24 protein-coding genes and 1 pseudogene are annotated in these 22,401 nt (G+C 41.7%); 5 read left to right on the top strand and 20 right to left on the bottom strand.

The window, feature by feature from the left end; translation table 11 throughout:
- The first annotated feature begins 63 nt into the window (after positions 1 to 63).
- A complete protein-coding gene (locus G8D99_RS06135) occupies positions 64 to 816 on the top strand; it encodes an AzlC family ABC transporter permease (RefSeq protein WP_166323618.1) in 753 nt (250 codons plus the stop codon).
- The gene (ygaH, locus tag G8D99_RS06130) at positions 813 to 1,154 is read left to right on the top strand and encodes an L-valine transporter subunit YgaH (protein ID WP_166323616.1); all 342 of its coding nucleotides are present in this window, start codon (positions 813 to 815) and stop codon (positions 1,152 to 1,154) included. Before G8D99_RS06135 ends, ygaH begins: the two co-directional genes overlap by 4 nt.
- 68 nt (positions 1,155 to 1,222) lie before the next feature.
- Here ygaH and G8D99_RS06125 read toward each other — a convergent pair whose 3' ends face one another.
- Entirely contained in the window at positions 1,223 to 2,062 is an 840-nt protein-coding gene (locus G8D99_RS06125) for a M48 family metalloprotease (protein ID WP_166323614.1), read from the bottom strand.
- Between the two features lie 543 nt (positions 2,063 to 2,605).
- On the opposite strand from G8D99_RS06125, the gene purT reads away from it, so the two are divergent.
- From purT to dapC, 3 genes are read left to right on the top strand one after another with little or no spacing between them, the layout of a single operon-like run.
- A complete protein-coding gene (gene purT, locus G8D99_RS06120; RefSeq protein ID WP_171522755.1) occupies positions 2,606 to 3,826 on the top strand; it encodes a formate-dependent phosphoribosylglycinamide formyltransferase in 1,221 nt (406 codons plus the stop codon).
- Between the two features lie 37 nt (positions 3,827 to 3,863).
- Entirely contained in the window at positions 3,864 to 6,530 is a 2,667-nt protein-coding gene (gene glnD / locus G8D99_RS06115; RefSeq protein ID WP_166323588.1) for a [protein-PII] uridylyltransferase, read from the top strand.
- A gap of 35 nt (positions 6,531 to 6,565) precedes the next feature.
- Positions 6,566 to 7,741: a succinyldiaminopimelate transaminase gene (gene dapC, locus G8D99_RS06110; RefSeq protein ID WP_166323586.1), complete on the top strand. Its 1,176-nt coding sequence runs from the start codon at positions 6,566 to 6,568 to the stop codon at positions 7,739 to 7,741.
- Between the two features lie 67 nt (positions 7,742 to 7,808).
- Here the strand turns inward: dapC and pyrF are convergent, their stop codons facing one another.
- The 19 genes and pseudogenes from pyrF to kdsB all read right to left on the bottom strand — a co-directional run bounded on the left by pyrF (position 7,809) and on the right by kdsB (position 22,398).
- Entirely contained in the window at positions 7,809 to 8,489 is a 681-nt protein-coding gene (gene pyrF, locus G8D99_RS06105; protein WP_166323584.1) for an orotidine-5'-phosphate decarboxylase, read from the bottom strand.
- 172 nt (positions 8,490 to 8,661) lie between these two features.
- The gene (locus G8D99_RS06100) at positions 8,662 to 9,024 is read right to left on the bottom strand and encodes a lipopolysaccharide assembly protein LapA domain-containing protein (RefSeq protein ID WP_166323582.1); all 363 of its coding nucleotides are present in this window, start codon (positions 9,022 to 9,024) and stop codon (positions 8,662 to 8,664) included.
- Between the two features lie 18 nt (positions 9,025 to 9,042).
- Complete coding sequence (locus G8D99_RS06095; RefSeq protein ID WP_166323580.1) at positions 9,043 to 9,345, bottom strand: integration host factor subunit beta; 303 nt, start codon at positions 9,343 to 9,345, stop codon at positions 9,043 to 9,045.
- 162 nt (positions 9,346 to 9,507) lie between these two features.
- On the bottom strand, positions 9,508 to 11,184 hold the full coding sequence (gene rpsA / locus G8D99_RS06090; RefSeq protein ID WP_166323578.1) for a 30S ribosomal protein S1: 1,677 nt from the start codon (positions 11,182 to 11,184) through the stop codon (positions 9,508 to 9,510).
- 106 nt (positions 11,185 to 11,290) lie between these two features.
- A complete protein-coding gene (gene cmk, locus G8D99_RS06085; RefSeq protein WP_166323576.1) occupies positions 11,291 to 11,980 on the bottom strand; it encodes a (d)CMP kinase in 690 nt (229 codons plus the stop codon).
- 12 nt (positions 11,981 to 11,992) lie between these two features.
- Positions 11,993 to 12,427 carry an SRPBCC family protein gene (locus G8D99_RS06080; RefSeq protein ID WP_166323574.1) on the bottom strand — a complete coding sequence of 145 codons (435 nt, stop codon included), beginning with the start codon at positions 12,425 to 12,427 and terminating at the stop codon, positions 11,993 to 11,995.
- Positions 12,428 to 12,534: 107 nt separating this feature from the next.
- Positions 12,535 to 13,077: a tRNA adenosine(34) deaminase TadA gene (gene tadA / locus G8D99_RS06075; protein ID WP_166323572.1), complete on the bottom strand. Its 543-nt coding sequence runs from the start codon at positions 13,075 to 13,077 to the stop codon at positions 12,535 to 12,537.
- Positions 13,078 to 13,083: 6 nt separating this feature from the next.
- The gene (locus G8D99_RS06070; protein WP_166323570.1) at positions 13,084 to 14,202 is read right to left on the bottom strand and encodes an enoyl-CoA hydratase/isomerase family protein; all 1,119 of its coding nucleotides are present in this window, start codon (positions 14,200 to 14,202) and stop codon (positions 13,084 to 13,086) included.
- Positions 14,199 to 14,912, bottom strand: coding sequence for a uracil-DNA glycosylase (ung, locus tag G8D99_RS06065; RefSeq protein ID WP_166327577.1), 714 nt, complete (start codon positions 14,910 to 14,912; stop codon positions 14,199 to 14,201). Before ung ends, G8D99_RS06070 begins: the two co-directional genes overlap by 4 nt.
- Positions 14,913 to 15,009: 97 nt before the next feature.
- The gene (locus tag G8D99_RS06060; RefSeq protein ID WP_166323568.1) at positions 15,010 to 15,606 is read right to left on the bottom strand and encodes a 6-pyruvoyl trahydropterin synthase family protein; all 597 of its coding nucleotides are present in this window, start codon (positions 15,604 to 15,606) and stop codon (positions 15,010 to 15,012) included.
- A gap of 160 nt (positions 15,607 to 15,766) precedes the next feature.
- On the bottom strand, positions 15,767 to 16,720 hold the full coding sequence (gspK, locus tag G8D99_RS06055; protein ID WP_166323566.1) for a type II secretion system minor pseudopilin GspK: 954 nt from the start codon (positions 16,718 to 16,720) through the stop codon (positions 15,767 to 15,769).
- Positions 16,721 to 16,774: 54 nt separating this feature from the next.
- Positions 16,775 to 17,494, bottom strand: a complete 720-nt coding sequence (gene gspJ / locus G8D99_RS06050) for a type II secretion system minor pseudopilin GspJ (RefSeq protein ID WP_166323564.1) — start codon at positions 17,492 to 17,494, stop codon at positions 16,775 to 16,777.
- 45 nt (positions 17,495 to 17,539) lie between these two features.
- A pseudogene (gene gspI, locus G8D99_RS15645) lies at positions 17,540 to 17,914 on the bottom strand (type II secretion system minor pseudopilin GspI); the annotation flags it as partial.
- A 259-nt stretch (positions 17,915 to 18,173) separates the two neighbouring features.
- Positions 18,174 to 18,770: a type II secretion system protein gene (locus G8D99_RS06040; protein WP_166323560.1), complete on the bottom strand. Its 597-nt coding sequence runs from the start codon at positions 18,768 to 18,770 to the stop codon at positions 18,174 to 18,176.
- A 3-nt stretch (positions 18,771 to 18,773) separates the two neighbouring features.
- Positions 18,774 to 19,388 carry a TetR/AcrR family transcriptional regulator gene (locus G8D99_RS06035; protein ID WP_166323558.1) on the bottom strand — a complete coding sequence of 205 codons (615 nt, stop codon included), beginning with the start codon at positions 19,386 to 19,388 and terminating at the stop codon, positions 18,774 to 18,776.
- Positions 19,389 to 19,436: 48 nt separating this feature from the next.
- Positions 19,437 to 20,210 carry a TatD family hydrolase gene (locus G8D99_RS06030; protein ID WP_166323556.1) on the bottom strand — a complete coding sequence of 258 codons (774 nt, stop codon included), beginning with the start codon at positions 20,208 to 20,210 and terminating at the stop codon, positions 19,437 to 19,439.
- A gap of 31 nt (positions 20,211 to 20,241) precedes the next feature.
- Complete coding sequence (locus G8D99_RS06025) at positions 20,242 to 20,586, bottom strand: PilZ domain-containing protein (RefSeq protein ID WP_166323554.1); 345 nt, start codon at positions 20,584 to 20,586, stop codon at positions 20,242 to 20,244.
- A 24-nt stretch (positions 20,587 to 20,610) separates the two neighbouring features.
- Positions 20,611 to 21,594 (bottom strand): DNA polymerase III subunit delta', encoded by a 984-nt coding sequence (locus G8D99_RS06020; RefSeq protein WP_166323552.1) that lies wholly within the window; start codon positions 21,592 to 21,594, stop codon positions 20,611 to 20,613.
- A 42-nt stretch (positions 21,595 to 21,636) separates the two neighbouring features.
- Positions 21,637 to 22,398, bottom strand: a complete 762-nt coding sequence (gene kdsB / locus G8D99_RS06015) for a 3-deoxy-manno-octulosonate cytidylyltransferase (protein ID WP_166323550.1) — start codon at positions 22,396 to 22,398, stop codon at positions 21,637 to 21,639.
- Between the last annotated feature and the right edge of the window lie 3 nt (positions 22,399 to 22,401).

The following is a 22,401-nucleotide window of genomic DNA, read 5'->3' as shown; positions in this document are numbered from 1 at the left end:
AAATTCAGCTACAATACTCAATCTTGATTTATACCTTTTGCTCTATTTTTAGTTAGGTGTGTCGTGTCCGTGCACAATTCCCCCATAGCCCAACCTGCTGGCTTTTGGCAAGGCGCTAAAGATAGCCAAGCCATTATTTTCACCTATCTTCCTGTTTCATTTGCATTTGGCGTTTCCGCCACCCAATTTGGCTTTTCTGCGTGGGAAGCGCTGTTTTTATCTTGCTCAATGTATGCCGGTGCCAGTCAATTTTTAGTGGTGGCATTACTTGGCAGTGGTACTTCCATTTGGATGACCGCGCTGACGGTGATTGCTTTGGATATCCGTCACCTACTGTACGGACCTGCACTGCAAAATTTAATTCAAGATCGCTTAAATTTAAAAAAGACAGCATTTTGGGCGTGGGGACTAACCGATGAAGTATTTGCAGCAGGCATGATTAAACTCTCCCAACGCCGCCAAGAATGGTCTGAGTCTTGGATGCTCGGTGTCAGCTTATTCAGTTGGCTGTCTTGGGCAACGGGTTCATTCTTGGGCGGCTTATTTGCTGATCAAGTCAGTCATATGCCACAATTTTTACAAGCCGCTTTAGATTTCCTGTTACCTGCCTTGTTCCTCAGCTTCTTATTGGCGGCATTTGAGAAAAAGCATACTTTTGTGGTGGTCGTCAGTCTAGTGGTTTCAGCCATTGCCTGTTATTGCATTAATTTGTCAGCGGCAATTTTTATCGGGATTGGTTCCGGCATTCTGGCGGGTTTATTTAAGCATTATGTGTTAAAAAAACCTGATCCTGAACATGCGGGAGATGCAGTATGAGTCTTGAGATTATTTTGGTCGGCATTATGGTCGGCATTGCCAATTTTGCGTCACGGTTTGGGCCATTTTGGGTCATTCAAAAGTTCCAACAAGGTACTCAAAAACGTGGTGCGCTTTGGATCAAAATTGCATTGGGATCGATTGGTATTGCTGCCATTAGTTCAATGTTGGTGGTTGCCACCCTGCCACCGTTACTTGAAACACCCAATAAGAGCTTTGCGATGTTGATGGGTTTTATTACCCTGACTGCTATGTATTTTCAATTTAAGCGTATTGTACTTGCGACTTTAACCGCGGCATTGGTCTATGGACTGATCTATACCTATGTGCCCATTTAAGGCTCATGGATCAGTTCTAATAAAATGCAAAAAGCCCAAATCAATTTGGGCTTTTTTAGATGCATGGCTTAATGCAAATATTTAAAACCGTGACTGGCCTCAGCTAGGTGTTGCTGTGTAATCTGCTCATGTTGCTTAAAATCCCAATCAATTAAATGCGCTGATGACTTCTGTTGATGCTGTGCATATAAACTTTGCGCCTTGGCCTGATATTTTTTTAAGGATTTTTCTCTCGATTTAAATGATCGCTGAGATTGCAACCATTTTGGCAGTTTGGACGCAACGGGATGATCTTGCGTATAAAGTGGCTGAATTTTTCGCATCAGGCTCATGGCATTTGCAGGATCAAATCCGGCTTTGGCATAGATTTCCAAACCCAATAAATCGGCTTCTTTCTCAGCTGAATGTTTAAAGCCAATCCCATACACATCTTGACCTGCTGAAGCAGCAATGGAGACTGCACCCGACGTTAAAAATGAGGACGCAAATAAAACTGGTGAGATTAAATATTTCCAAGAGTAATACTCTTGCGGATGGTGACGAATAATATGAGCCATTTCATGGGCAATAATTAAAGCCAGATCATCATCGCTTAAATCTGGATTTTGGCTATATTGGTCTGCAATTAATACTGTGCCATTACCCAGTGCTTGCGTGTTGATGCGTTTGGCATCCCAAGCGTGAATCGCCCAGTGTACCCTTTCATCAGCATCTAAATACTCTTCAGCATAAGGAATCAATCGATTCATCAGCTCGACCAAACGTTGGTCTTGCGCTTCATATTGATGCGGATCTGACTGCCCGGCTAATTTTTGAAAGACTTTGTCACCGCGTTCATCAACATAATGCTCGGTAACCAAAATGAATTGTTTGCGCCCAGCACCCGCACCCATGGATGTGGTGCTCATACAGCCTGCGCATAGACTTGCTATTAACGCGTAGCACATCAGTTTTTTCATGGAAATCTGACTGTTAAACATCTACTGAATGAGTTTTCATGGTAATCCAATGCCCTATGTCTGAATAGGCATAGTAGGATTCAAGCGATTGAATATAAAACAAATACTGATACAAAATTTAGATCAGTTAAGCGATAAAACATTGTGTATCAGATCTTCGAGATTTCAAAAAATTTAATTTTATTGATTGAAAGCGCATGGATGCTTCAACTTTTTTGACTGATCAAGGCCAAACATCAACTTCTTTTCGAGTATTGAATCATTCAAAAAAGAGCCATTGTTAATAAAAATTAGTAAATACAATGACTTTGAGGACGCTGTGATTCTGTATATGAACAAAACAAAAAGATTAAACAAATCAAATTAAATCATTGATAATAGAAAGAAACTTTATAAATAAAATTGTTAGACAATATCATTATTTTATGTGAATGAAAGCTTAATCAGCATTCCAGTTCTGCTATGCTAAAAGCCCCATAATATCAAGCATGGATGATCATCATGAGCATAACTTTAGGTACACCACTTCAATCTTCTGCATTTAAAGTGCTATTACTTGGCTCAGGCGAGCTCGGTAAAGAAGTGGTGATCTCCCTACAACGTTTGGGCGTGGAAGTTCATGCTGCAGACCGTTATGACCATGCACCTGCGATGCAAGTGGCGCACTTTTCATATACATTAAATATGGCAGATCCGGTCGAACTCAAAGCACTGATTGAAAAAATTAAACCCAATCTAATCGTGCCGGAAATTGAAGCGATTGCGACAGAAGTATTGCTAGACGTCGAACAACAAAATATCGCGACCGTGATCCCTTCTGCCAAAGCCGTTAATCTAACCATGAACCGTGAAGGCATTCGACGTTTAGCCGCAGAGGAACTCGGGTTACCGACTTCTGCTTATCGTTTTGCCAGTAGCTTAGAAGCGTTCCGTTCAGCCTGCGATGACATTGGCTATCCTAACTTTGTGAAACCAGTCATGTCATCTTCGGGTAAAGGTCAATCTCGCGTTAAGAATTTCTCTGAAGTGGATGCGGCTTGGGAGTATGCGCAAACCGGCGGGCGCGTTAATCAAGGCACCGTGATTGTCGAATCACAAATTGATTTTGATTTTGAAATTACCCTCCTCACGGTACGTGCAAAAAATCCTGAAACAGGCGAAATCGAAACCCATTTCTGTGATCCGATTGGACACCGTCAAGAAGCAGGCGATTATGTTGAAAGTTGGCAACCGCAACAGATGAGTGAAGCAGCACTGACTGAAGCCAAACGCATTGCCAATAAAGTCACCATTGCGCTTGGTGGTTGTGGTATTTTCGGGGTAGAGCTGTTTGTAAAAGCCGATCAAGTGTGGTTTAGCGAAGTTTCTCCTCGTCCCCATGACACCGGTTTAGTGACCTTAGCTTCACAGTTCCAAAGTGAGTTTGAACTGCATGCACGTGCAATTTTAGGACTGCCTGTAAATACCCAACGCCATAGTGTTGCTGCCAGTGCCGTGATTTATGCCAGTGTAGATGATCAGAATTTATCCTTTACTGGTGTAGATCTTGCTTTACAAAATCCCAATACTGATTTAAGACTATTTGGTAAACCAGAAGGCTTTAAACGACGCAGAATGGGGGTCGCAACTGCACGTGCAGAAAACACAGATTTAGCACGTGAACTTGCGTTTGAAACTGCCGCTAAAGTGCTGGTTAATCAGAACCCATCTTAATTTATTTTATTTCTCGATACGGGCAGACAATACATTCATGATCAAGACCTTAGCGCTCACTCATTATGTTTCTAATTCGAATGATATCAAAGCGATCAATCAATGGCGTAGCGATGTTGAAGATCAATTACAAGCAGAGTTTGAACAAGGTCAGCCGATTCGTGAAATTATTCATGCTCGATCGAACATGATCGATGAAGCCTTAAGTTTCCTGTGGCAGCATGCAGGATTAGATCAAACTGACTTAGGGTTGTTTGCGGTCGGTGGATATGGGCGTCGTGAAATGATGCCCTATTCAGATGTTGATATCATGATTCTGTCTGAACATGAACTCAGCACTGAACTCGAAGAAACTGTATCAGGTTTTATTTCTTCACTTTGGGATGTCGGTAATTTTAAACCCGGCGTTAGTGTGCGCTCGATTCAGCAATGTTTCGATCAAGCCATGAGTGATTTAACCGTTGCAACCACACTGATTGAAGCACGTTTGATTATTGGCAATGCACAACTGACCAAATGGCCACGCCGTGTGGTGTCTCAAACTTGGACCGACAAGACCTTTTTTGATGCAAAAATGCAAGAGCAAGCCAAACGCTATGCTCAGCATAACAATACTGAAAGCAACTTAGAACCGGATATTAAAAATGCACCCGGTGGTATCCGTGACATTAACCAAATTGGATGGATCGCCAAACGCCATTTTAGAGTGAACCGTATTTATGATTTGGTGCATCTGGGGTTTATTTCAGAATTTGAATTGTCTGTTTTAGAAGAAGCTGAAAATTTTCTGTGGGAAATTCGCCACTATTTACATCGTTTGACCAAACGTGATGAAAATCGACTGTTGTTCGATTATCAACGTGATATCGCGGCTAAATTCGGCTATGAAAAAGTGGAAGGCGAACACATCAATTATCCGATTGAACAGTTCATGAAGCGTTACTACCGTGCAGCGCAACAGGTATCTACCTTAAATGAAATGTTATTGGCATATTTCGATGAATCAGTGATTACCCCACGCCTGCCCAATTACCAACGTAAAATTGAAGAAATTAACGAGAACTTCAAACTGGTCGATGGCAAACTTGCGGTACAACACCATAAAATCTTTGCGGAAAAGCCTAGTACCGTTTTAGAAATTTTCTATATCTTGGCCAATCGTCCAGAAATAGAAGGGATTCGTGCACGTACCTTACGCTTGCTTTCATTGGCGGCTAAACGCATCAATCAAGATTTCCGAGACAATCCGGAACATCAATCATTATTTATGGCGATCATTCGATCACCTTATCGCTTATATGAAACCATGGTGGCGATGAAGCGTTATGGCGTTTTGGGCAATTACATTCCAGCCTTTGGTCAAATTATGGGATTAATGCAGTACGACCTGTTCCATATTTATACCGTCGATGCCCACACCCTGTTATTGCTGCGCAATCTAAATCGCTTTAAAGCGCCTGAATTTGCCAAGGACTACCCTGTAGTCAGCTCTGTGTTCCAACGTTTAGCACGACGCGATATCGTGTTCCTAGCAGCATTATTTCATGACATTGCCAAAGGGCGTGGCGGAGATCATAGCGAGTTAGGTGCCATCGATGCGATCGAATTCTGTCGTGCACATGGGTTTACCGAGCGTGAATGTAATTTGGTGGCGTGGCTGATTCAAAACCATTTACTGATGTCGATGACGGCACAGAAAAAAGATATTTCTGATCCAGATGTAGTGAAAGATTTTGCCGAAAAACTCGGTGATATGGAGCATCTCGATTATCTGTATACATTGACTGTAGCCGATATTAATGCCACCAATCCAAATCTATGGAACACATGGCGTGCATCCTTAATGCGTCAGCTCTATACCCATGCCCGTGATGTGATTCGTACCGGTTTGGGTCGTCCTGTGGAATATCATTTATTGATTGAAGATACTAAATTTGCAGCCAGTGAAATTTTAGTCAATGATTTTTCGTTAGATGCTGTTGAAAGCGTGTGGCAAGAACTGGGCGATGAGTATTTCTTAAAAGAATCTGCCGATGAAGTGGCTTGGCATACCCGTGCCATTTTAGAACATGGCGATAATTCTGCACCATTGGTGCTGATGCGTGCGCATCGTAAAGCTGCTCAAGATGCCGTACAGATCTTTATTTATACTCAAGATCAACCCAATCTCTTTGCCACGACGGTCGCGGTGCTTGATCGCATGAATCTCGATGTACAAGATGCAAGAATTATCACCGCCAAGAAAGGCTTTAGTTTAGACACCTATGTGGTGCTTGATCGTTTTGGTACATTGGTCACAGACCCTGAGCGTGAAGAAACGGTAAAGGAAGCCTTGGTCAAAGCACTTAGCGACTCTGATAAATACCCAGGACTGATGCAACGTCGTATTCCACGTCAACTGCGTCATTTCGATATTGAAAATACCGTGGACATCACGCTGAATGAAGCCCTACAACAAAATATGGTTGAAATTGCAACTCTCGATCACCCGGGTTTACTGGCAAAGGTCGGTGGACTATTTATGATGCAAGGCTTAGATATTCATTCTGCCCGCATTGCCACACTCGGTGAACGCGCGGAAGACATTTTCTTTGTGACCAAGAAAAATGGCACACCAATGACTGAAGAAGAAGCTGAAGCTTTCTCTGACCGTTTGACTGCTGCTTTAGATGAAGCATCCAATCAAGTCGCCAATCCACATTAATTTTATTTTTTGTTTTAACGCATGGTATTTGTTTCATGAACTCAAGTTTAACTTTATTACATCCTTATCCTTTTGAAAAATTAAACACACTTTTTAAGGATGTAAAACCTGCTGATTTACCACTCATCCCCCTTTCGATTGGTGAACCGAAGCACCCTGCGCCTGAGTTTGTGAAACAAGCGATTATTGATAACTTTAATCACCTCTCCACCTACCCAAATAGCAAAGGCCTGCCTGAGCTACGTGAAAGCATTGCACAATGGTTAACCCATCGTTTTAAGTTAAACGCTATTAGCGCTGAAGATCATATCCTCCCAGTAACAGGTACACGTGAAGGTATTTTCTCCTTCGTGCAAGCGTTGATTAACCGTGAAGAAGCGCCTTATGTGGTGATGCCAAACCCATTTTATCAAATCTATGAAGGTGCAACGCTACTTGCAGGTGCAAAGCCTTACTTCATCAACTGCACCGAAGAAAATGGTTATCTCGGTGATTTTGATGCCGTGCCCGCTGAAGTTTGGGAAAAAACTGCTTTATTGTTTGTGTGTACGCCGGGCAATCCTACAGGTGCTGTACTTTCTAAAGAGCAATTTAAAAAACTCATTGCACTGTCTGATCAATATAATTTCGTGATTGCTTCAGATGAGTGTTATTCAGAACTTTGGTTTGATGAAGCACCTATAGGACTACTTGAAGTCTGTGCTGAAATGGGACGTGATGATTATAAAAATTGTATCGTGTTCCATTCACTGTCTAAACGTTCAAACCTACCGGGTATGCGTTCAGGTTTTGTCGCAGGTGATAAAGCCCTGCTTAAACCCTATTTAAAATTCCGTACCTATCACGGTGCTGCAATGCCCGTGCAACACCAATTGGCATCTATTGCCGCGTGGAATGATGAAGAACACGTTGAAGAAAACCGTAAACAATATCGTGCTAAGTTTGAACTGTTTCAGCAAGAACTCGGTCATTTACTGCCGCTTAAAAAACCAGATGCAGGTTTCTACTATTGGTTAAAAGTAGACAACGATGAAGCTTTTGCCAAAATGCTGATGGAACAAGCAAACATTAAAGTTTTACCAGGACGCTATTTATCTCGCGAGACTGAGCAAGGCAATCCGGGTGAAAATCATGTTCGCTTAGCCTTAGTCGCTGATTTAGCACAATGTGAAGAAGTAGTTCATCGCTTAAAAGCAGTGCTAAGCAAATAATGCTTTAAAGTCCTTTAAAATAAAAAATCCACTCATTAGAGTGGATTTTTTTGACTTTATAAATAGATTAAAGTGAAGCTAAGATATCTTTTAGCGTTTGATTCATATTTGTAGATTGCGTAATTGGACGACCGATCACCAAATGGGTTGAACCATCCAACATGGCTTGTTTTGGTGTGACAATACGTTTTTGGTCATCAGCATTAGCGCCCTCTGGACGAATACCCGGTGTCACTAGAGCAAAATCTTGACCTAAAGTTTCACGAAGCATTTTCGCTTCTTGCGCAGAACACACCACACCATCTAAACCACTATCTTTGGTCAATTCAGCAAGGCGTTTCACATGTTCAACAGGCTCAATGTCCAGTCCTAAATCTTTTAAGTCTTCACGCCCCATCGAGGTTAGAACCGTCACCGCAATCAATTGAGTGTTGTAATTCCCTGCTTTTAAACGCTCCACACAAGTTTCCATCATTTTACGACCACCGGATGCATGCACATTCACCATCCAGACACCTAAATCAGCAGCAGCACACACCGCCTGAGCGGTCGTATTTGGAATGTCATGAAACTTAAGATCCAAAAAGACTTCAAACCCTTGATTTTGTAATGCCTGAACAACCTTTGGACCTTCGTGCGTAAATAACTCTTTACCGACTTTAACGCGACATAAGGATGGATCAAGCTGCTCAGTAATTTTTAAGGCATCCAATTGACTTTTGGCATCTAAAGCAACGATTACACTCATGAATTCTCTTTTCCATCCCACAAAAGTTGCGCCATTATAATGATATTCTTAAACTGTGCAAAATATACTTTATAATTTCATAGAGTTGATTTTACTAACTATCTAAATTTCAAACAAAAAAACACCTTGCTGTGTGTGGCAACAAGGTGTTTTTATTTATATCTTGAAATTCTTACAGCGGACGTCTGTTATCTTCTGCTTGAATATCTAAAACGGTCTTCTCATGTCGTACACTTGCTGCAGCTTCAGCAGCAGCCAGTTGCGCACTTTGAATCTGTTCTTTACGGAGATGTTCAATATCTTTACGTAAGCGCTTAATTTCCCAACTATTTTGAAAAACTCGGAAAATTTGTACACCCAACAATAGACCCAATACTAAGCCTAAAACCAGTGTAAGTAGTAGCAACAAGCCTAAACGCATTGCAGGTACTTGAGTAAACAACAAGTCTACAGAAAGTTCGGTACCATTTTGCAATACCAATGCCAGTGCATAACCAAAAAGTACGATTAATAAAGCGACTAAAACGTAACGCATAAACACCCCATATTGTTATTAATTTACTGTTTCGTTCACCGCATCACGGAGCGCTTTGCCCGGTTTAAAGTGTGGAACTGCTTTTGCTGCAACTTCAACAGATTTACCTGTTTTTGGGTTACGACCCACACGTGGATCACGGTGATGCAATGCAAAGCTACCAAAACCACGAATTTCGATGCGATTATCTGAAGACAATGACTCAATCATTTGATCGATCATAATTTTAACAGCTTCTTCAACGAGTGGCTCAGCTAAATGTGGATTTTTGATAGAAATACGTTCTATTAAGTCAGACTTATTAAGTGCTTCAGTAGTCATCTGCGACCTCTTTAATTATCAAGCTACTTGATCGATAGGCTGATAATAACCTGTTTAAATACAAAACGGTAGCGTAATAAGTTAATACTACGCTACCGTTTACAGTATTTGTGTAAAAAGTATTGGTTAATTTACATTAACAATACAATTCGCACAGACAACTTAGTGGTTCATTTGAGCTTTGATCAAATCACCAATAGTCTTAGGACCGTTGTCTTGACCAGTTGTAGCTGTTTTCAAGTTAGCAACTGCTTCTTTCTCTTCAGCTTCGTCTTTCGCTTTGATTGACAAGTTGATTGCGCGTGATTTGCGGTCAACATTGATGATCTTAGCTTCAACTTCTTGACCAACTTCTAAGAATTTAGTTGCATCTTCAACGCGATCGCGGTTAATTTCAGATGCTTTCAAAGAAGCTTCAACTTCGTCAGCTAACTTGATCGTTGCGCCTTTAGCGTCAACTGCAGTTACAGTACCTTTAACCAATGCACCACGTTCGTTGTTCGCAAGGAAATCATTGAACGGGTCGTTGTTCATTTGTTTGATACCAAGGCTGATACGGTTGCCTTCAGCGTCTACAGAAAGGATAACCGCTTCTACAGTGTCGCCTTTCTTGTAACGACGAATCGCTTCTTCGCCTTGTTCGTTCCAAGAAATATCAGACAAGTGAACTAGACCGTCGATACCACCTGGTAAACCGATGAAGATACCGAAGTCAGTGATAGATTTGATCGTACCAGAAACTTTTTCGCCTTTATCGTGATCTTTAGCAAACTCTTCCCATGGGTTAGCACGAGTTTGTTTGATACCTAAAGAAATACGACGACGTTCTTCATCAACTTCAAGAACCATAACATCAACTTCATCACCGATCTGAACTACTTTAGATGGGTGGATGTTTTTGTTTGTGTGGTCCATTTCAGACACGTGTACTAAACCTTCAACGCCTTCAGCGATTTCTGCGAAACAGCCGTAGTCAGTTAAGTTAGTAACGCGAGCTTTAACGATAGAACCTTTAGGGTAACGGTTCATGATCGCTAACCATGGATCTTCGCCAAGTTGTTTAAGACCTAGAGAAACACGGTTACGTTCTTTGTCGAATTTAAGTACTTTAACAGTAACTTCTTGACCCACTTCAACCACTTCTGATGGATGTTTGATACGTTTCCAAGCCATGTCAGTAATGTGAAGAAGACCGTCAATACCACCAAGGTCAACGAATGCACCGTAGTCAGTAAGGTTTTTAATTGTACCAGTAACTGTTTGGCCTTCTTCCAATTGAGAAAGAAGCGCTTCACGATCAGCTGAAGATTCAGCTTCCATTACTGCACGACGAGATACAACAACGTTGTTACGTTTAGCATCAAGTTTGATAACTTTAAATTCTAACTCTTTACCTTCAAGGTGAGTTGTATCACGGATAGGACGAGTGTCTACCAATGAACCTGGAAGGAACGCACGAACTGGACCGATGTCAACAGTGAAACCGCCTTTAACCTTACCAGAGATAACACCAGTAACGATTTCGCCGTCTTCAAAGATTTTTTCAAGTTTAGTCCAAGTTTCAGCACGTTTCGCTTTTTCGCGAGAAAGAACTGTTTGGCCCATACCGTTGTCAAGCGCTTCAACAACAACGTCAACTGTATCGCCAACGTTCACTTCAAGTTCACGTTGTTCGTTTAAGAATTCAGAGCGAGCTACTACGCCTTCAGATTTAAGGCCAGTATCAACAGTTACCCAGTCAGAATCGATGCTAACAACGATACCTTGGATTACTGCACCCTTTTCAACGTTAAGATTTAATTCGCTTGCTTCAAAGAGGGCTGCAAAAGATTCGGTCATGATATACCTAGAAAAGTCAGCGGTCTTGGATCAGACAAGGCCGGTTTAATTAAGTATCCACATAGTCCGTATAAACTGATCAAGCTATGCTTCCACTGATGTTAAGTTATTTAGTCAATTGAGCATCAATATAACTGGTCATCATTTTGAATACGTCTTCGATGCTCAAAGCTGAACTATCGATAATATATGCATCTGCTGCCGGCTTTAACGGTGCTACAGTTCGTTCCATATCACGCTTATCACGTGCTTGGATATTGGCTAAAATGTCGCTTATTTTAACATCTAGCCCCATAGCCTGCAACTGCTTTACACGTCGTTCCGCTCGAGATTCAGCTGATGCAGTCAAATATATCTTGGCTTTTGCCTCAGGAAACACCGCTGTCGCCATATCACGACCATCTGCCACTAAGCCCGGCGCTTGTGCAAAAGCACGTTGGCGATCAAAAAGTGCTGTTCTAAGTACAGGAATTGCAGCCACTTTTGAAGCAAATTCACCGACCCGTTCAGTACGAATCGTTTCGGTCACATCGTCACCTTCTAAGAGGATTTGAATGCCCTTTTCAGTACTTAAAAATTGTATGTCTAAATGTGTTGCGATCTCTGCACCTTGCTCAAGTACATCGGCTTGATCCAAAGTGTCTAATAAATCTTTTTGGTGTAATGACAATCCAAGTAAACGGTAAATCGCGCCTGAATCGAGTAAATGATATTGGTAATGTGCTGCTAAGCGAGCAGCCAGTGTGCCTTTACCTGAACCACTCGGTCCATCGATGGTGATAATTTGAATTGTCATGGGGTATCCAGTTTAAGCAACAGTTTTCGCTAACTTCTTGAAACCAAGTGTAATCGCAAGTTTAAGCTGTGCAAGTATTAATTTGCTTACAAACGGCGCTCTTGCTTGTAATTCAATCGTATAAGTCACTAATGTTTTATTAGCATCAATCGCTTTAAACTCAATAATGCCTAAATGATGTTTAACTAAAGGGTTTTTGATAATTTGATATTCGATGCGTTCATTCACTTCTAACAAGGTAATCTGCTCTTGAAGCGGCTTAACTGGACCAATCCCCATTTTTCGTACTGAACCCACCCCATCAGGACGCTGTGGATCTGCAGCATCCTTAATTCGAACCACTTGAACAGGTGCAAAAACTTGACTGTAGGTGGCGTGTTTAGATAAAAGCTCAAATACTGTCTCTAAAGGTGCATTAAATTCTTGTTTAACTTGCATTGAATTCATTATTTTTCCTTATGTCTGATTTTGATTTATTGATGTCTGTTTTACATAACGCGATTGGTTGAGTCTATGTATCTGACAATGTGTTATGTCATCTTATTTTGACATACTTATTTCTCGGTCAGTTGCAGATTTTCTAATTTTTGTTGTAAACGAATTTGCTTCTTTTGTTCACGGCGCATTCTAAAAAAATCAGACAATTGCTGTGCACATTGCTGCTGCATACAGCCATGACTAAATTCAAATACATGATTGTAATAGCCATTATTGGATAGCAATTGACGTTCACTAATCAATGAGCCAGCCTTAGGCTCAGTGGTTGCGAACACGACACGTTGTATACGTGAATGCACCAAAGCTCCCACACACATAGTGCAAGGTTCTAGCGTGACATACAAAGTTGCATCTTCAGGGAGTCGGTAATTTTCAATACTTTGACACGCTTGGCGAATTGCCACAATTTCTGCATGTGCAGTCGGATCATGTTGTGCAATAGGGTTGTTATACCCTTGCCCAATAACCTCACCTTGACTCACAATCACTGCACCCACAGGAATTTCACCTATAGATGCCGCCAATGCAGCTTGCTCATAGGCAAGCTGCATCCATTTTTCATCTTCAATATTTAAATCAGTCACTATACACTCAGACATTCGGACTTAAATAATTCCATAATGTTTAAGTAACGCATTCCAACTTTCAATCGAAGTCACAGGTGGGTTTGCACCTAAAATACCTTTTAACGACATCGACTCAACCGCTTGCCATTCAGGAGATAAGTCTTTATCGACCAAGCGTGCGCGCACACCTTCGACAAAATCCGGATGGCGAATTTTCCAGTCTGAGATTTGGGTTTCCAAATCAAAAACTTCTTGCCAAGGATGGACTTGACGTCCCCATTGCCAAAGTAGCCATGTGATGGCTGCGGTACTTGGTGAACCTTTACTGAGATTCTCACTGGCTTGTCGCAACCAATCACTGCGTGCATCATTCAACCCAATAATCGCATCATAATCCGCTTCAAAACTGCTTCCACGACACACACTATGAATGGTGTCTAAAGAAATCTGTAATGGACCTGGCGATACAGGACGATGCAAACTATTTAAGGTATCATCCAAGGCACGGAAGTTACCTGCTGGATAATGATCCCAATCAATATCTAAGAGTTTCTGTAATACGATATCGCGCTGTGCATCACAAATATGGGTTGCCCAACCAATCCCATACGCCCCTGCTGCGGTCATGATTGAACCGGTTAGACCGGTAAATAAACCGACAGGACCACGATCTGCCAAGAAGCGACTTGCCCCGACATCTGGGTATAAACCAATATTGACTTCAGGCATCGCTAAACGTGAATACGGCGTGACCAAACGGAATGGTGCAGCCATAAACAAGCCTAGACCACCGCCCATCACATAGCCTTCACCCCAGACCACAATTGGCTTAATGTAGTCATGCAACAATAAATCTAAAGCATATTCTTGCTCGAAAAACTTATTGGCATTGTCCACTTCATTATTAATCACCAACTGACGTAACTTACGCACATCACCGCCGGCACAAAAGGCTTTCGGTGTGGTGGAATCTAACCAAATCGCTTTTACTGAGTCATCATGATGAAAATCATTAAACACCTCAAGAAGCGCAGTCACAATCGATTCATCTAATGCATGCAGAGATTTAGGGCGGTTCAGACGAATCACACGCCAACCATTTTTAGCCTCAACGATTAAGTCAGGATGATATTGTTTCAATTCAGGAGATTGTGTCATGCGTCCAGCTGCCAGTTAATCGGCTCAATGCCATTTTGTTGAAGATATTTATTTGTTTTTGAAAAAGCTTGGCATCCAAAAAAACCACCTCGGTTTGCAGCCAAAGGCGATGGATGTGCAGCTTTTAACACCAAGTGTTTGTTTTGGTCGATACGTTGACCTTTACGTTGTGCGTAGGCACCCCAAAGAATAAAAACCACGTGTTCACGTTGTTCATTCAATACATCAATCACAGCATCAGTAAAGTCTTCCCAACCTCTTTTTTGATGCGATGTCGGTTGACCGGCTTCTACAGTCAACACACTGTTCAATAGCAGCACACCTTCTTGCGCCCATTGACTTAAATCACCATGCTTGGACGGTGCAATACCTAAATCAGTGTTCAGCTCATGAAAAATATTACGCAAGGATGGTGGGATTGCAAGCCCCTTTTGCACCGAAAAACTTAAGCCATTGGCTTGATTCGGTCCATGATAGGGATCTTGCCCCAAAATCACAGCTTTCACATTGGCCAAAGGCGTGGTGTTCAATGCATTAAAAATTTGTGCGCTCGGTGGATAGATCACTTTTTCAGCTTGGATTTCAGATTTTAAGAATTCACGTAATGCGTCCATACGCGAGCCCAATAAAAACTCGGACAAGCTATATTTCCAGCCATCTTCTAACCGAACTTGATTTAACTTCTTGAGTTCTTGTTCAGTCAATTGCATTTTCATCCTAAATCTTAAATCTCTTTTTGTGCTGAATATTTTATCGGTTCAATATAGTTTAAACCACAATATTGAATTTTATCATGGCGCTTTAAACTTAAAGCTGAACTTGTAAGGCCACTTCAGGGTTTTGAAACTTCATCCCCGCTTTTAGATTGTCATACATGCTTGGATCATTCCACTCAGACATAATCTGTTCTGAGAAAATAATTTGATCTAACTGCAACAAGCCCATTTGTTCATTAGAAATGTCTTCGGCAAAACTTTGCGCATACCCCGTGTCAGTTTCATGCACAATCACTGAATATACTTCAACATCACCTTCACCATTTTGGGTTTCAGTCGATGCTAGGACTTGCTGTGCCAAATAGAAGAAAATTCGAGAAAATTGTTCTGCTGATGGCGACACAGGCAAAGACACCCAACGTGCACTAAAGGTTTTGCACGCTTGAATATATTCAGCGCTGTCATGCTCCCAAAAACAAATCGCATGATCAAAACTGTCGTAGAGGTCTTTGATCACACCTTTTAGCAAACCGAAGTCATAGACCATTTGACCATGATCAAGTTTCGATGCTTTTAATAACAACTCTACTTTATAGCTATGACCATGAATCGAACGCTTACAACGATCAGACGTACAATTACGCACGATATGCGCATTTTCAAACTTAAATAACTTACGAATTAACATATGCCAAAGCTATCAACAAATCGTTAAGAGATTCGATTATAGAGCAAATCCACCATATAGATCATTAATTTTATCGTTTTTGACAATAGGTAAAATGTATTAAGTTCATTTCGCTCATTTTTTGATTTTATAATATTTCTTTCAATCTAATCCACTGATTTTAAAATGGCGCCAAACTTCTTGAATAGACATAGACCTTGTTGTCTTCTCGCATCAAATAGCTGGTAAATTGACGTTTACGTTCAGACAAAATCACTTCAATCTGGGCTTTAAAGAACGTCGATTTTACATCGAAAATTTGACTGGCTAAATTTTTATTGTTGGCATTAATTTGATTAAAGGGAGCTAGTTCCCAGACATCATTTATACTTGCAAAATATTCAAGCTTCCCCTGTTTCGCATTCACTGCTTCCTGAACTGCCTGTAGATTTAAGCGCTCATCTAGCGCAGCCAAAACCAAGGCAGGCGCAGTATTCACATTAATTTTAGAGTTGATGCTTGGAATGGCGGTGATATAGGGTGCAATCAAATCATATTGCGCTCCCTCAAAGCCACGCACCTGTTTCAGTTCTTCCGCGCTATGAAACGGTTGGTTGGCTGCCATGTAGCCCTTTGGCAAACTGCCATAATAGTTACTTTCCGCTCCCATTGCCCCAATGGTGAGATCATCAGGGTCTTGCCAATCGATTACGGCCTGACTCAACTCAGGCGACAAACCGACACGTTTTAATAAACGTTCAAAATAGGCTTGAGCATCGGTATTGGGTGTGCCATCAGATTTTAGTAAAGTATTTAAATTGAACTTTCCAGATTCATCGAAAATCTGCCCTGAAACCATACCACCATCAATTGGAAAACCCGGCATCGGTTTTGCCCATGTTTCTTGCAAATAGTCTGCTGAAGCACTCGACTCGGCATCTTCTGCTAAAATTTCTTCAAAAAAAGCTTCTGCACTTTTAGCATAATATAAAGCTTGGTTCTGACGCATCAGGTAAGCGGTACTATCTTGGGTATTGGCTTGATGTTTGGCAATGGTTGCAGCAATAATCGTCGCCAAAGCCACCATCATCAATATTGTGATCAGTGCGATTCCATGCTGCTGTCGTTTCACCAAAACCTTCCCCTGCGTTTAAATTAATACTTAAAAACGATTGATACGCACTATTGCCTAATTCTTCTTATTCACGGTGTCATTCACTGATGGAGTATCAGCGTCTGTCGAATGATTGGTTTTATCCTGCTGTAAAAAATCCGTGTTTAAAAGACTAAATATCCACTCATATTCAACATCTTTAACCGAAAACTGCATCCGAATCCCTTTGGGGAGGCGCTGTAAAGTTTTAAGATCATTTGGATCTGTGCTCGCTTCAGGCCACTGATTCAATGCATTGGGATTCAATACTGTGATCTGAAACTGCTCCACATCGCTGAGCAAAACACTTGATAAGGGCTGAGCCGAAACGTTGAAGTTTAAATTAGGATATTTCAATCGGTAGATTTTTTTGTCTTGTGCGTTGTATTGATACTCAATCCGCTCAAAAGGTGAATTACCCTGCTTCAGTGGATCAGTCACACCCGCTTTGCTAAAACTGAGTTGCTGATTATTCAGTAACAGCGCAGGCTGTATCTGACCTGCAACATGAGCCGTCAGCGGTACGATTTGCAAAGCATCCCGTTGTACTTGCAGATAAGCCTCTTGCAACTGACCTAAATTTTCTTCATGCATGGCATTACGGTCTTTGACTTTGATTAGATAATCAAAGACTTTCCAACCCAATGCAGACAAGACCGCAAAGATCGCTATTGCCACCAATAACTCTACCAGCGTAAAGCCCAGAACTTTGGTTTTAAATGGCAATCCGGCTTTATTTTTTAGGTTTTGCTTCATGCAGTTGATTCACAGTCCATTACAGAAAATCATGAGAGGATATTTTTATGATGAAGCATTAGATATAGGGTGGTTATAAAACACCATATTACTTACACCAGACTCCACCTTGCCCAATTCTGTGTTAAATAAGCTGATCTGTATTTCAATTTTTTGAACTTTGGGGCTGATGGTCGATTCTGCGCGCTTGTCGATTTGCCAGGTTTCACCTTGTGCCGTAATTTGTTTAGACTGCGTTCCCTCTAGCCACTCACCATTAATCTCCATCTGGGCAATTTCATTTTGAGCCACAAATTGCGCCTTGGTTCTTAAAATGGCATTGGCTGTGGACTGGGTATATTGCATGGCGACCTTGGTTAAAGCCATGGCTGCGACAGCAAAGATCGCCAATGCCACCACCACTTCTATTAGAGTAAATCCTGAACGAGGATGAGCAAAACATTGTTTTGCCCGAGTGCAAGATGAGAAACTGTGTTTCGAATGACACAATTCACCACTGCTCGATCGTGTCGCAAGATCGAAGGCTATGCCTGAGATGCGAGAATGGTTAGAACATCGTTTTTCCCGAGTGCAAGATGAGAAACTATGTTTCGATTGACACCATTCAACACTGCTCGATCGTGTTACAAGATCGAAGGCTAGTCCTGATATGCGTAATGATATCACTTTGCTTGAATCGCTAGTTCTCATCGATCACTTTCCCCAAATAATCGACCTGAATCAGCTCACCGACCGGTTTTTGATCATAGTACATTTGAATACTGACCGGTTTAACTTCGCCATTGCCGAGCCATATCAATTTCGGTGCATTTGCACCCAACAGCTCGGCATTATTGGCATTTTTAAAATCATAAGACTGAGCTTCAACACTAAAGGACACCCGATCAGGAAGTGCCTGAGCTTTTTGATCTGCTATAGGTATCCAAGTCTGCCTTTGACTTGGTTTCTGTGAAGCAAAAAGATCGGGTTGAGCTTGCCCCATTGCATTGGCTTGAGATTGGGGCCGTTGATATTCGTCAATGCGATATTGAAAAGGTGCGACATCGGTTGCGCTCTGAGTGACCAATGCCAAGATTCGAGATTGATCATTGGCTTCACGATTGATGCGCTTTAAATCCATGATCAAGATTTCACGCGCTTGCATGGCTTTACGTTGATCAATACCACCGATATTCATCACGATCAATGAAGCAAGGATACCTATAATCACAATCACCACCATCAGTTCAATTAAAGTAAATCCGAACTGATGCGAAGATGATTGTGCGGTATTCATTAATTAAGCCACTTGAACCACAGGCGCAACTTGCTTAGGCAACATCAAGGCCTGATCAATCAGCGCAACCCGCAAGGTGTCACGACAGCCTAAATAACGTTGATAGAAACTCGAATTCAAAATCGCTGCGCCGCCATGGGTAATCGACCAGATTGAGGCTAAATAATCACGTGAGCACATGCCGCTGTTTATGTCTTGCAAATAACGTTCCGTCATTCGAATAATCAAACGTAAGCGGCTTTTACGCACCTGATACATTTCACTAAACAAATGATTGATGCCGACACCCGTGGTGGATAAACGCTCTTCAATTTGATGAAACAACACGGTACGTTCAGGATGATGCAAATGGTGCAACATAAAAAATGCCAAGTGCTCCTGAAACACTTTATCGGTATCTTGCACCATTTCTAACAACATGCGCTCATTACGTATAATCAGCAGCATGTAGAGCTCATCTTTACTTTGGAAATGTTTATAGAGCGTGCCTTTGGCCAAATCCAACTCGGCTGCAAGCGCATCCAAAGTCATACCTGACTCACCATTTTCTAGAAGAAGTTGTTCAGCTACCTGAAAAATTAATGCTTCTCTCGCTCTAAACTGAGCCTGACGATCCATCTTCACTCTATAAACTCTCTTCTTTCTATTATATCCGTTTAAACTTTTTTACTGCTGACGAAGAAGATTTTCAAAATTCTGCGTGGTGATGAACGCAATCTCTTCGAGAGACTTATCATATACATCACTTAAGGCTTTGGCTACATAAGGAACATACTTTGGCTCGTTAGACTTTCCTCTATAGGGCATTGGCGCCAAATAAGGACTGTCGGTTTCAATCAATATGCGATCGAGCGGCACCTGCTTTGCCACATCTCTTAAGTCTTGCGCATTTTTAAAAGAAACAATACCTGAAAATGAAATGTAATAGCCACAGTCCAATACCGCTTTTGCAGTTTCCCAATCTTCAGTAAAGCAATGCAAAATCCCATGGCTCGACTGTTCGGCACGGATGATATCAATCGTATCTGTCTTAGACGAACGGGTATGCACCACCACAGGTTTCTTGACTATTTTGGACGCTTGAATATGACGTTCAAAACAGGCTTTCTGCTCCTCGACAAAATCAGTACTGTGGAAATAATCCAATCCCGTTTCACCAATTGCCCAGACTTTTTCAGACTGCGCCAGTTCAACCAGTTTTTCCACGCTAGCACGTTGCATCATGGCAGGGTCTTCACAGGGATGCACCCCAACGCTATACCCTACATCGGCATGACGCGCAGCAATTTCAGACAAGGCGATGTGATCATCTAAATCGACAGAGATGCCCATCATTTTAGAGACACCTGCATCACGGGCCTGTTGAATCGCAAGATCTAGATTTCCATCATAAGGATCTAAATTCAGCATGGTTAAATGACAATGTGTATCGACAAACACAGCAACACCTATACGTTTTGCAATTCTGGAACTACATTGTAAAACTAGGAAGGTCTGAAGACATACTCCCCGCGAGAAGTTTTTCAGCTTCCATACGATAATAGTTGCCTTTTTCACCGGATAATTGGATGGCAAAGCCCTGTGGCTTCATCCCGGTCTGCTTATAAGAAATCCAAATCACTTTACCGGTTAATGGAATTTTTTGTGATTGATTTGGCAAGGTTGCCAAAACAAAGACTTCTTCCCCCATTTTCACGTCTTGCTTAGAAGAAATAAATAAGCCCCCGCCCTGTACATAAGGCATATAACTGGCTTGCAAAGTGGCACGATCCGAAATATTGGCCTGTAATAACCCGCCCATACGAGGTGGCTGCATGATTATTCCCCTATTATTCTTAATTTAAGACACATTCATTAATTTTATAAACAACTGATCCATGACCAAATTGGTTTGCACATTTTGTTCAACCAATTGTTTGAAATGTTGAATTTCAGTATAGAGATCAAACAATACTTCCAGACTGTATTGGGTTGAAATATTTGTGAAATCCAAATCAGTATTTTTGCTCTGTTGATTCAGCTTGACACAGATGATATCAGACAACAAGTATTCAAACATCACCACGAAATCACTAAAACTCAGCTCTTTGCTCCATCGGGTCGCATAGTGCATCGGCATACTTTTTTGCATGACCAATTTCTGCCAATCCTGCAGAAAATCATGACGCCGTTTGAACCATTCAGACTGTGCCAATTCAATTGCTTGTAAAGGCATATCATTGGACAATGCCATCAACAAAGGAATCTGGGGATGTAGCGCTTGATCTAAATGGCTTTGCAGATAATCATGCGCTTGTGACGCTGATACGCGATCTAGAGCAAAATGCTGCAAACGACTACGGATGGTTGCAGGTAACTTCAAATAATGATCTGCAATCAAGATGATAATTACCCGCTCACCCGGCTCTTCTAAGGTTTTCAACAACGCATTGGAGGATGCAATATTTAAGGCCTCAGCCGGATCAATCACAATCACTCGCCAACCTTCTACCGTTTGCTGTACAAAAGGTTGCAGATCTCGAATCTTTTCAATTTTGATTTTGGCATTTTGCTTTTTATTGTCTTCATCTGTTGAAATGTAGACATAATTTGGATGCGTATCCGATTTTAACCACAGACAACTGCTACATTCACCACAAGCACTCTGCGATTGCTTATTTAAACACAGTAGCCAAGCCACTAAATGCTGGGTAAAGGCCTGCTTTCCACAGCCCTGTTTGCCGTATAACAAAATACCATGTGCAATTTTAGGAAAACGCTGCGTCAGCGTTTCCCAAACCTGTTGTTGCCAAGGATACACTTGTGCGTGATGAAGATCGTTCATACCATCTTCTTATCAATCATAAAACAGAATTTAAATCGTGGCTTAAGCAAAATTCGATACATCCATAGCATTTAAACGATCTAAATCGGCTTGCGTATCCACACCTGGGGGCAAGTTGACTTGTGCAACAGCAATGGCAATGCGGTGTCCATTTTCCAACACACGTAGTTGTTCAAGGCTTTCCAACTTCTCCAAATGCCCCATGTCCCAAGTCACATACTCTTGCAACAATTTCACACGATACGCATATAAGCCAAGATGACGATAGGCTTGTGTATGTAATTGTGGCGTTTCATGTTTTGCACCATCACGGTCATAAGGAATGGTGGCACGACTAAAATACAGCGCCTCATTCAATTGAGACATCACCACTTTCACAATGCTGTCCCGCTGAAACTCTTCAATGTGATGAATCGATTCGCATAAGGTAGACATGGAACACTGTGGTTTTTGCTCAAGCAACTCAGCCACTTGTTGTACCAATTGTGCAGGCAACAAAGGTTCATCACCCTGAACATTAACAATAATATCATGGGCATCCCAACCTTTAATTTGAGCAACTTCGCTTAAACGATCGGTGCCTGAGGGATGATTGGGATTGGTCATTACCACATCTACGCCTTCAGCACGACATACTTCAGCAATACGTGCATCGTCTGTGGCCACACATAAATCGTCAAAACCCTCGACTTTACGGGCCTGATCCACCACACGCAAAATCATCGGACGACCATGAATGTCCAACAAGGGTTTGCCGGGTAAACGAGAACTGGCAAAACGTGCCGGGATCACAATATGTTTCATTAA

Source organism: Acinetobacter lanii (assembly GCF_011578285.1).
GTDB lineage: Bacteria > Pseudomonadota > Gammaproteobacteria > Pseudomonadales > Moraxellaceae > Acinetobacter > Acinetobacter lanii.
The sequence above is the reverse complement of the archived record's forward strand: the minus strand, read 5'-3'. Positions and strand labels throughout refer to the sequence as shown.

What these genes read in the sequence shown, in the direction of transcription:
- kdsB (WP_166323550.1), bottom strand. Translation starts at nt 22,398, where the DNA reads ATGAAACATATTGTGATCCCGGCACGTTTTGCCAGTTCTCGTTTACCC.
- G8D99_RS06020 (WP_166323552.1), bottom strand. Translation starts at nt 21,594, where the DNA reads ATGAACGATCTTCATCACGCACAAGTGTATCCTTGGCAACAACAGGTT.
- purT (WP_171522755.1), top strand. Translation starts at nt 2,606, where the DNA reads ATGATCATCATGAGCATAACTTTAGGTACACCACTTCAATCTTCTGCA.
- G8D99_RS06035 (WP_166323558.1), bottom strand. Translation starts at nt 19,388, where the DNA reads ATGGATCGTCAGGCTCAGTTTAGAGCGAGAGAAGCATTAATTTTTCAG.
- tadA (WP_166323572.1), bottom strand. Translation starts at nt 13,077, where the DNA reads ATGTCTGAGTGTATAGTGACTGATTTAAATATTGAAGATGAAAAATGG.
- rpsA (WP_166323578.1), bottom strand. Translation starts at nt 11,184, where the DNA reads ATGACCGAATCTTTTGCAGCCCTCTTTGAAGCAAGCGAATTAAATCTT.
- ygaH (WP_166323616.1), top strand. Translation starts at nt 813, where the DNA reads ATGAGTCTTGAGATTATTTTGGTCGGCATTATGGTCGGCATTGCCAAT.
- ung (WP_166327577.1), bottom strand. Translation starts at nt 14,912, where the DNA reads ATGCAATTGACTGAACAAGAACTCAAGAAGTTAAATCAAGTTCGGTTA.
- G8D99_RS06070 (WP_166323570.1), bottom strand. Translation starts at nt 14,202, where the DNA reads ATGACACAATCTCCTGAATTGAAACAATATCATCCTGACTTAATCGTT.
- G8D99_RS06095 (WP_166323580.1), bottom strand. Translation starts at nt 9,345, where the DNA reads ATGACTACTGAAGCACTTAATAAGTCTGACTTAATAGAACGTATTTCT.
- glnD (WP_166323588.1), top strand. Translation starts at nt 3,864, where the DNA reads ATGATCAAGACCTTAGCGCTCACTCATTATGTTTCTAATTCGAATGAT.
- G8D99_RS06100 (WP_166323582.1), bottom strand. Translation starts at nt 9,024, where the DNA reads ATGCGTTACGTTTTAGTCGCTTTATTAATCGTACTTTTTGGTTATGCA.
- G8D99_RS06080 (WP_166323574.1), bottom strand. Translation starts at nt 12,427, where the DNA reads ATGAATTCAATGCAAGTTAAACAAGAATTTAATGCACCTTTAGAGACA.
- dapC (WP_166323586.1), top strand. Translation starts at nt 6,566, where the DNA reads ATGAACTCAAGTTTAACTTTATTACATCCTTATCCTTTTGAAAAATTA.
- G8D99_RS06040 (WP_166323560.1), bottom strand. Translation starts at nt 18,770, where the DNA reads ATGAATACCGCACAATCATCTTCGCATCAGTTCGGATTTACTTTAATT.
- gspJ (WP_166323564.1), bottom strand. Translation starts at nt 17,494, where the DNA reads ATGAAGCAAAACCTAAAAAATAAAGCCGGATTGCCATTTAAAACCAAA.
- G8D99_RS06060 (WP_166323568.1), bottom strand. Translation starts at nt 15,606, where the DNA reads ATGTTAATTCGTAAGTTATTTAAGTTTGAAAATGCGCATATCGTGCGT.
- cmk (WP_166323576.1), bottom strand. Translation starts at nt 11,980, where the DNA reads ATGACAATTCAAATTATCACCATCGATGGACCGAGTGGTTCAGGTAAA.
- G8D99_RS06025 (WP_166323554.1), bottom strand. Translation starts at nt 20,586, where the DNA reads ATGCAGCCACCTCGTATGGGCGGGTTATTACAGGCCAATATTTCGGAT.
- G8D99_RS06125 (WP_166323614.1), bottom strand. Translation starts at nt 2,062, where the DNA reads ATGAGCACCACATCCATGGGTGCGGGTGCTGGGCGCAAACAATTCATT.
- pyrF (WP_166323584.1), bottom strand. Translation starts at nt 8,489, where the DNA reads ATGAGTGTAATCGTTGCTTTAGATGCCAAAAGTCAATTGGATGCCTTA.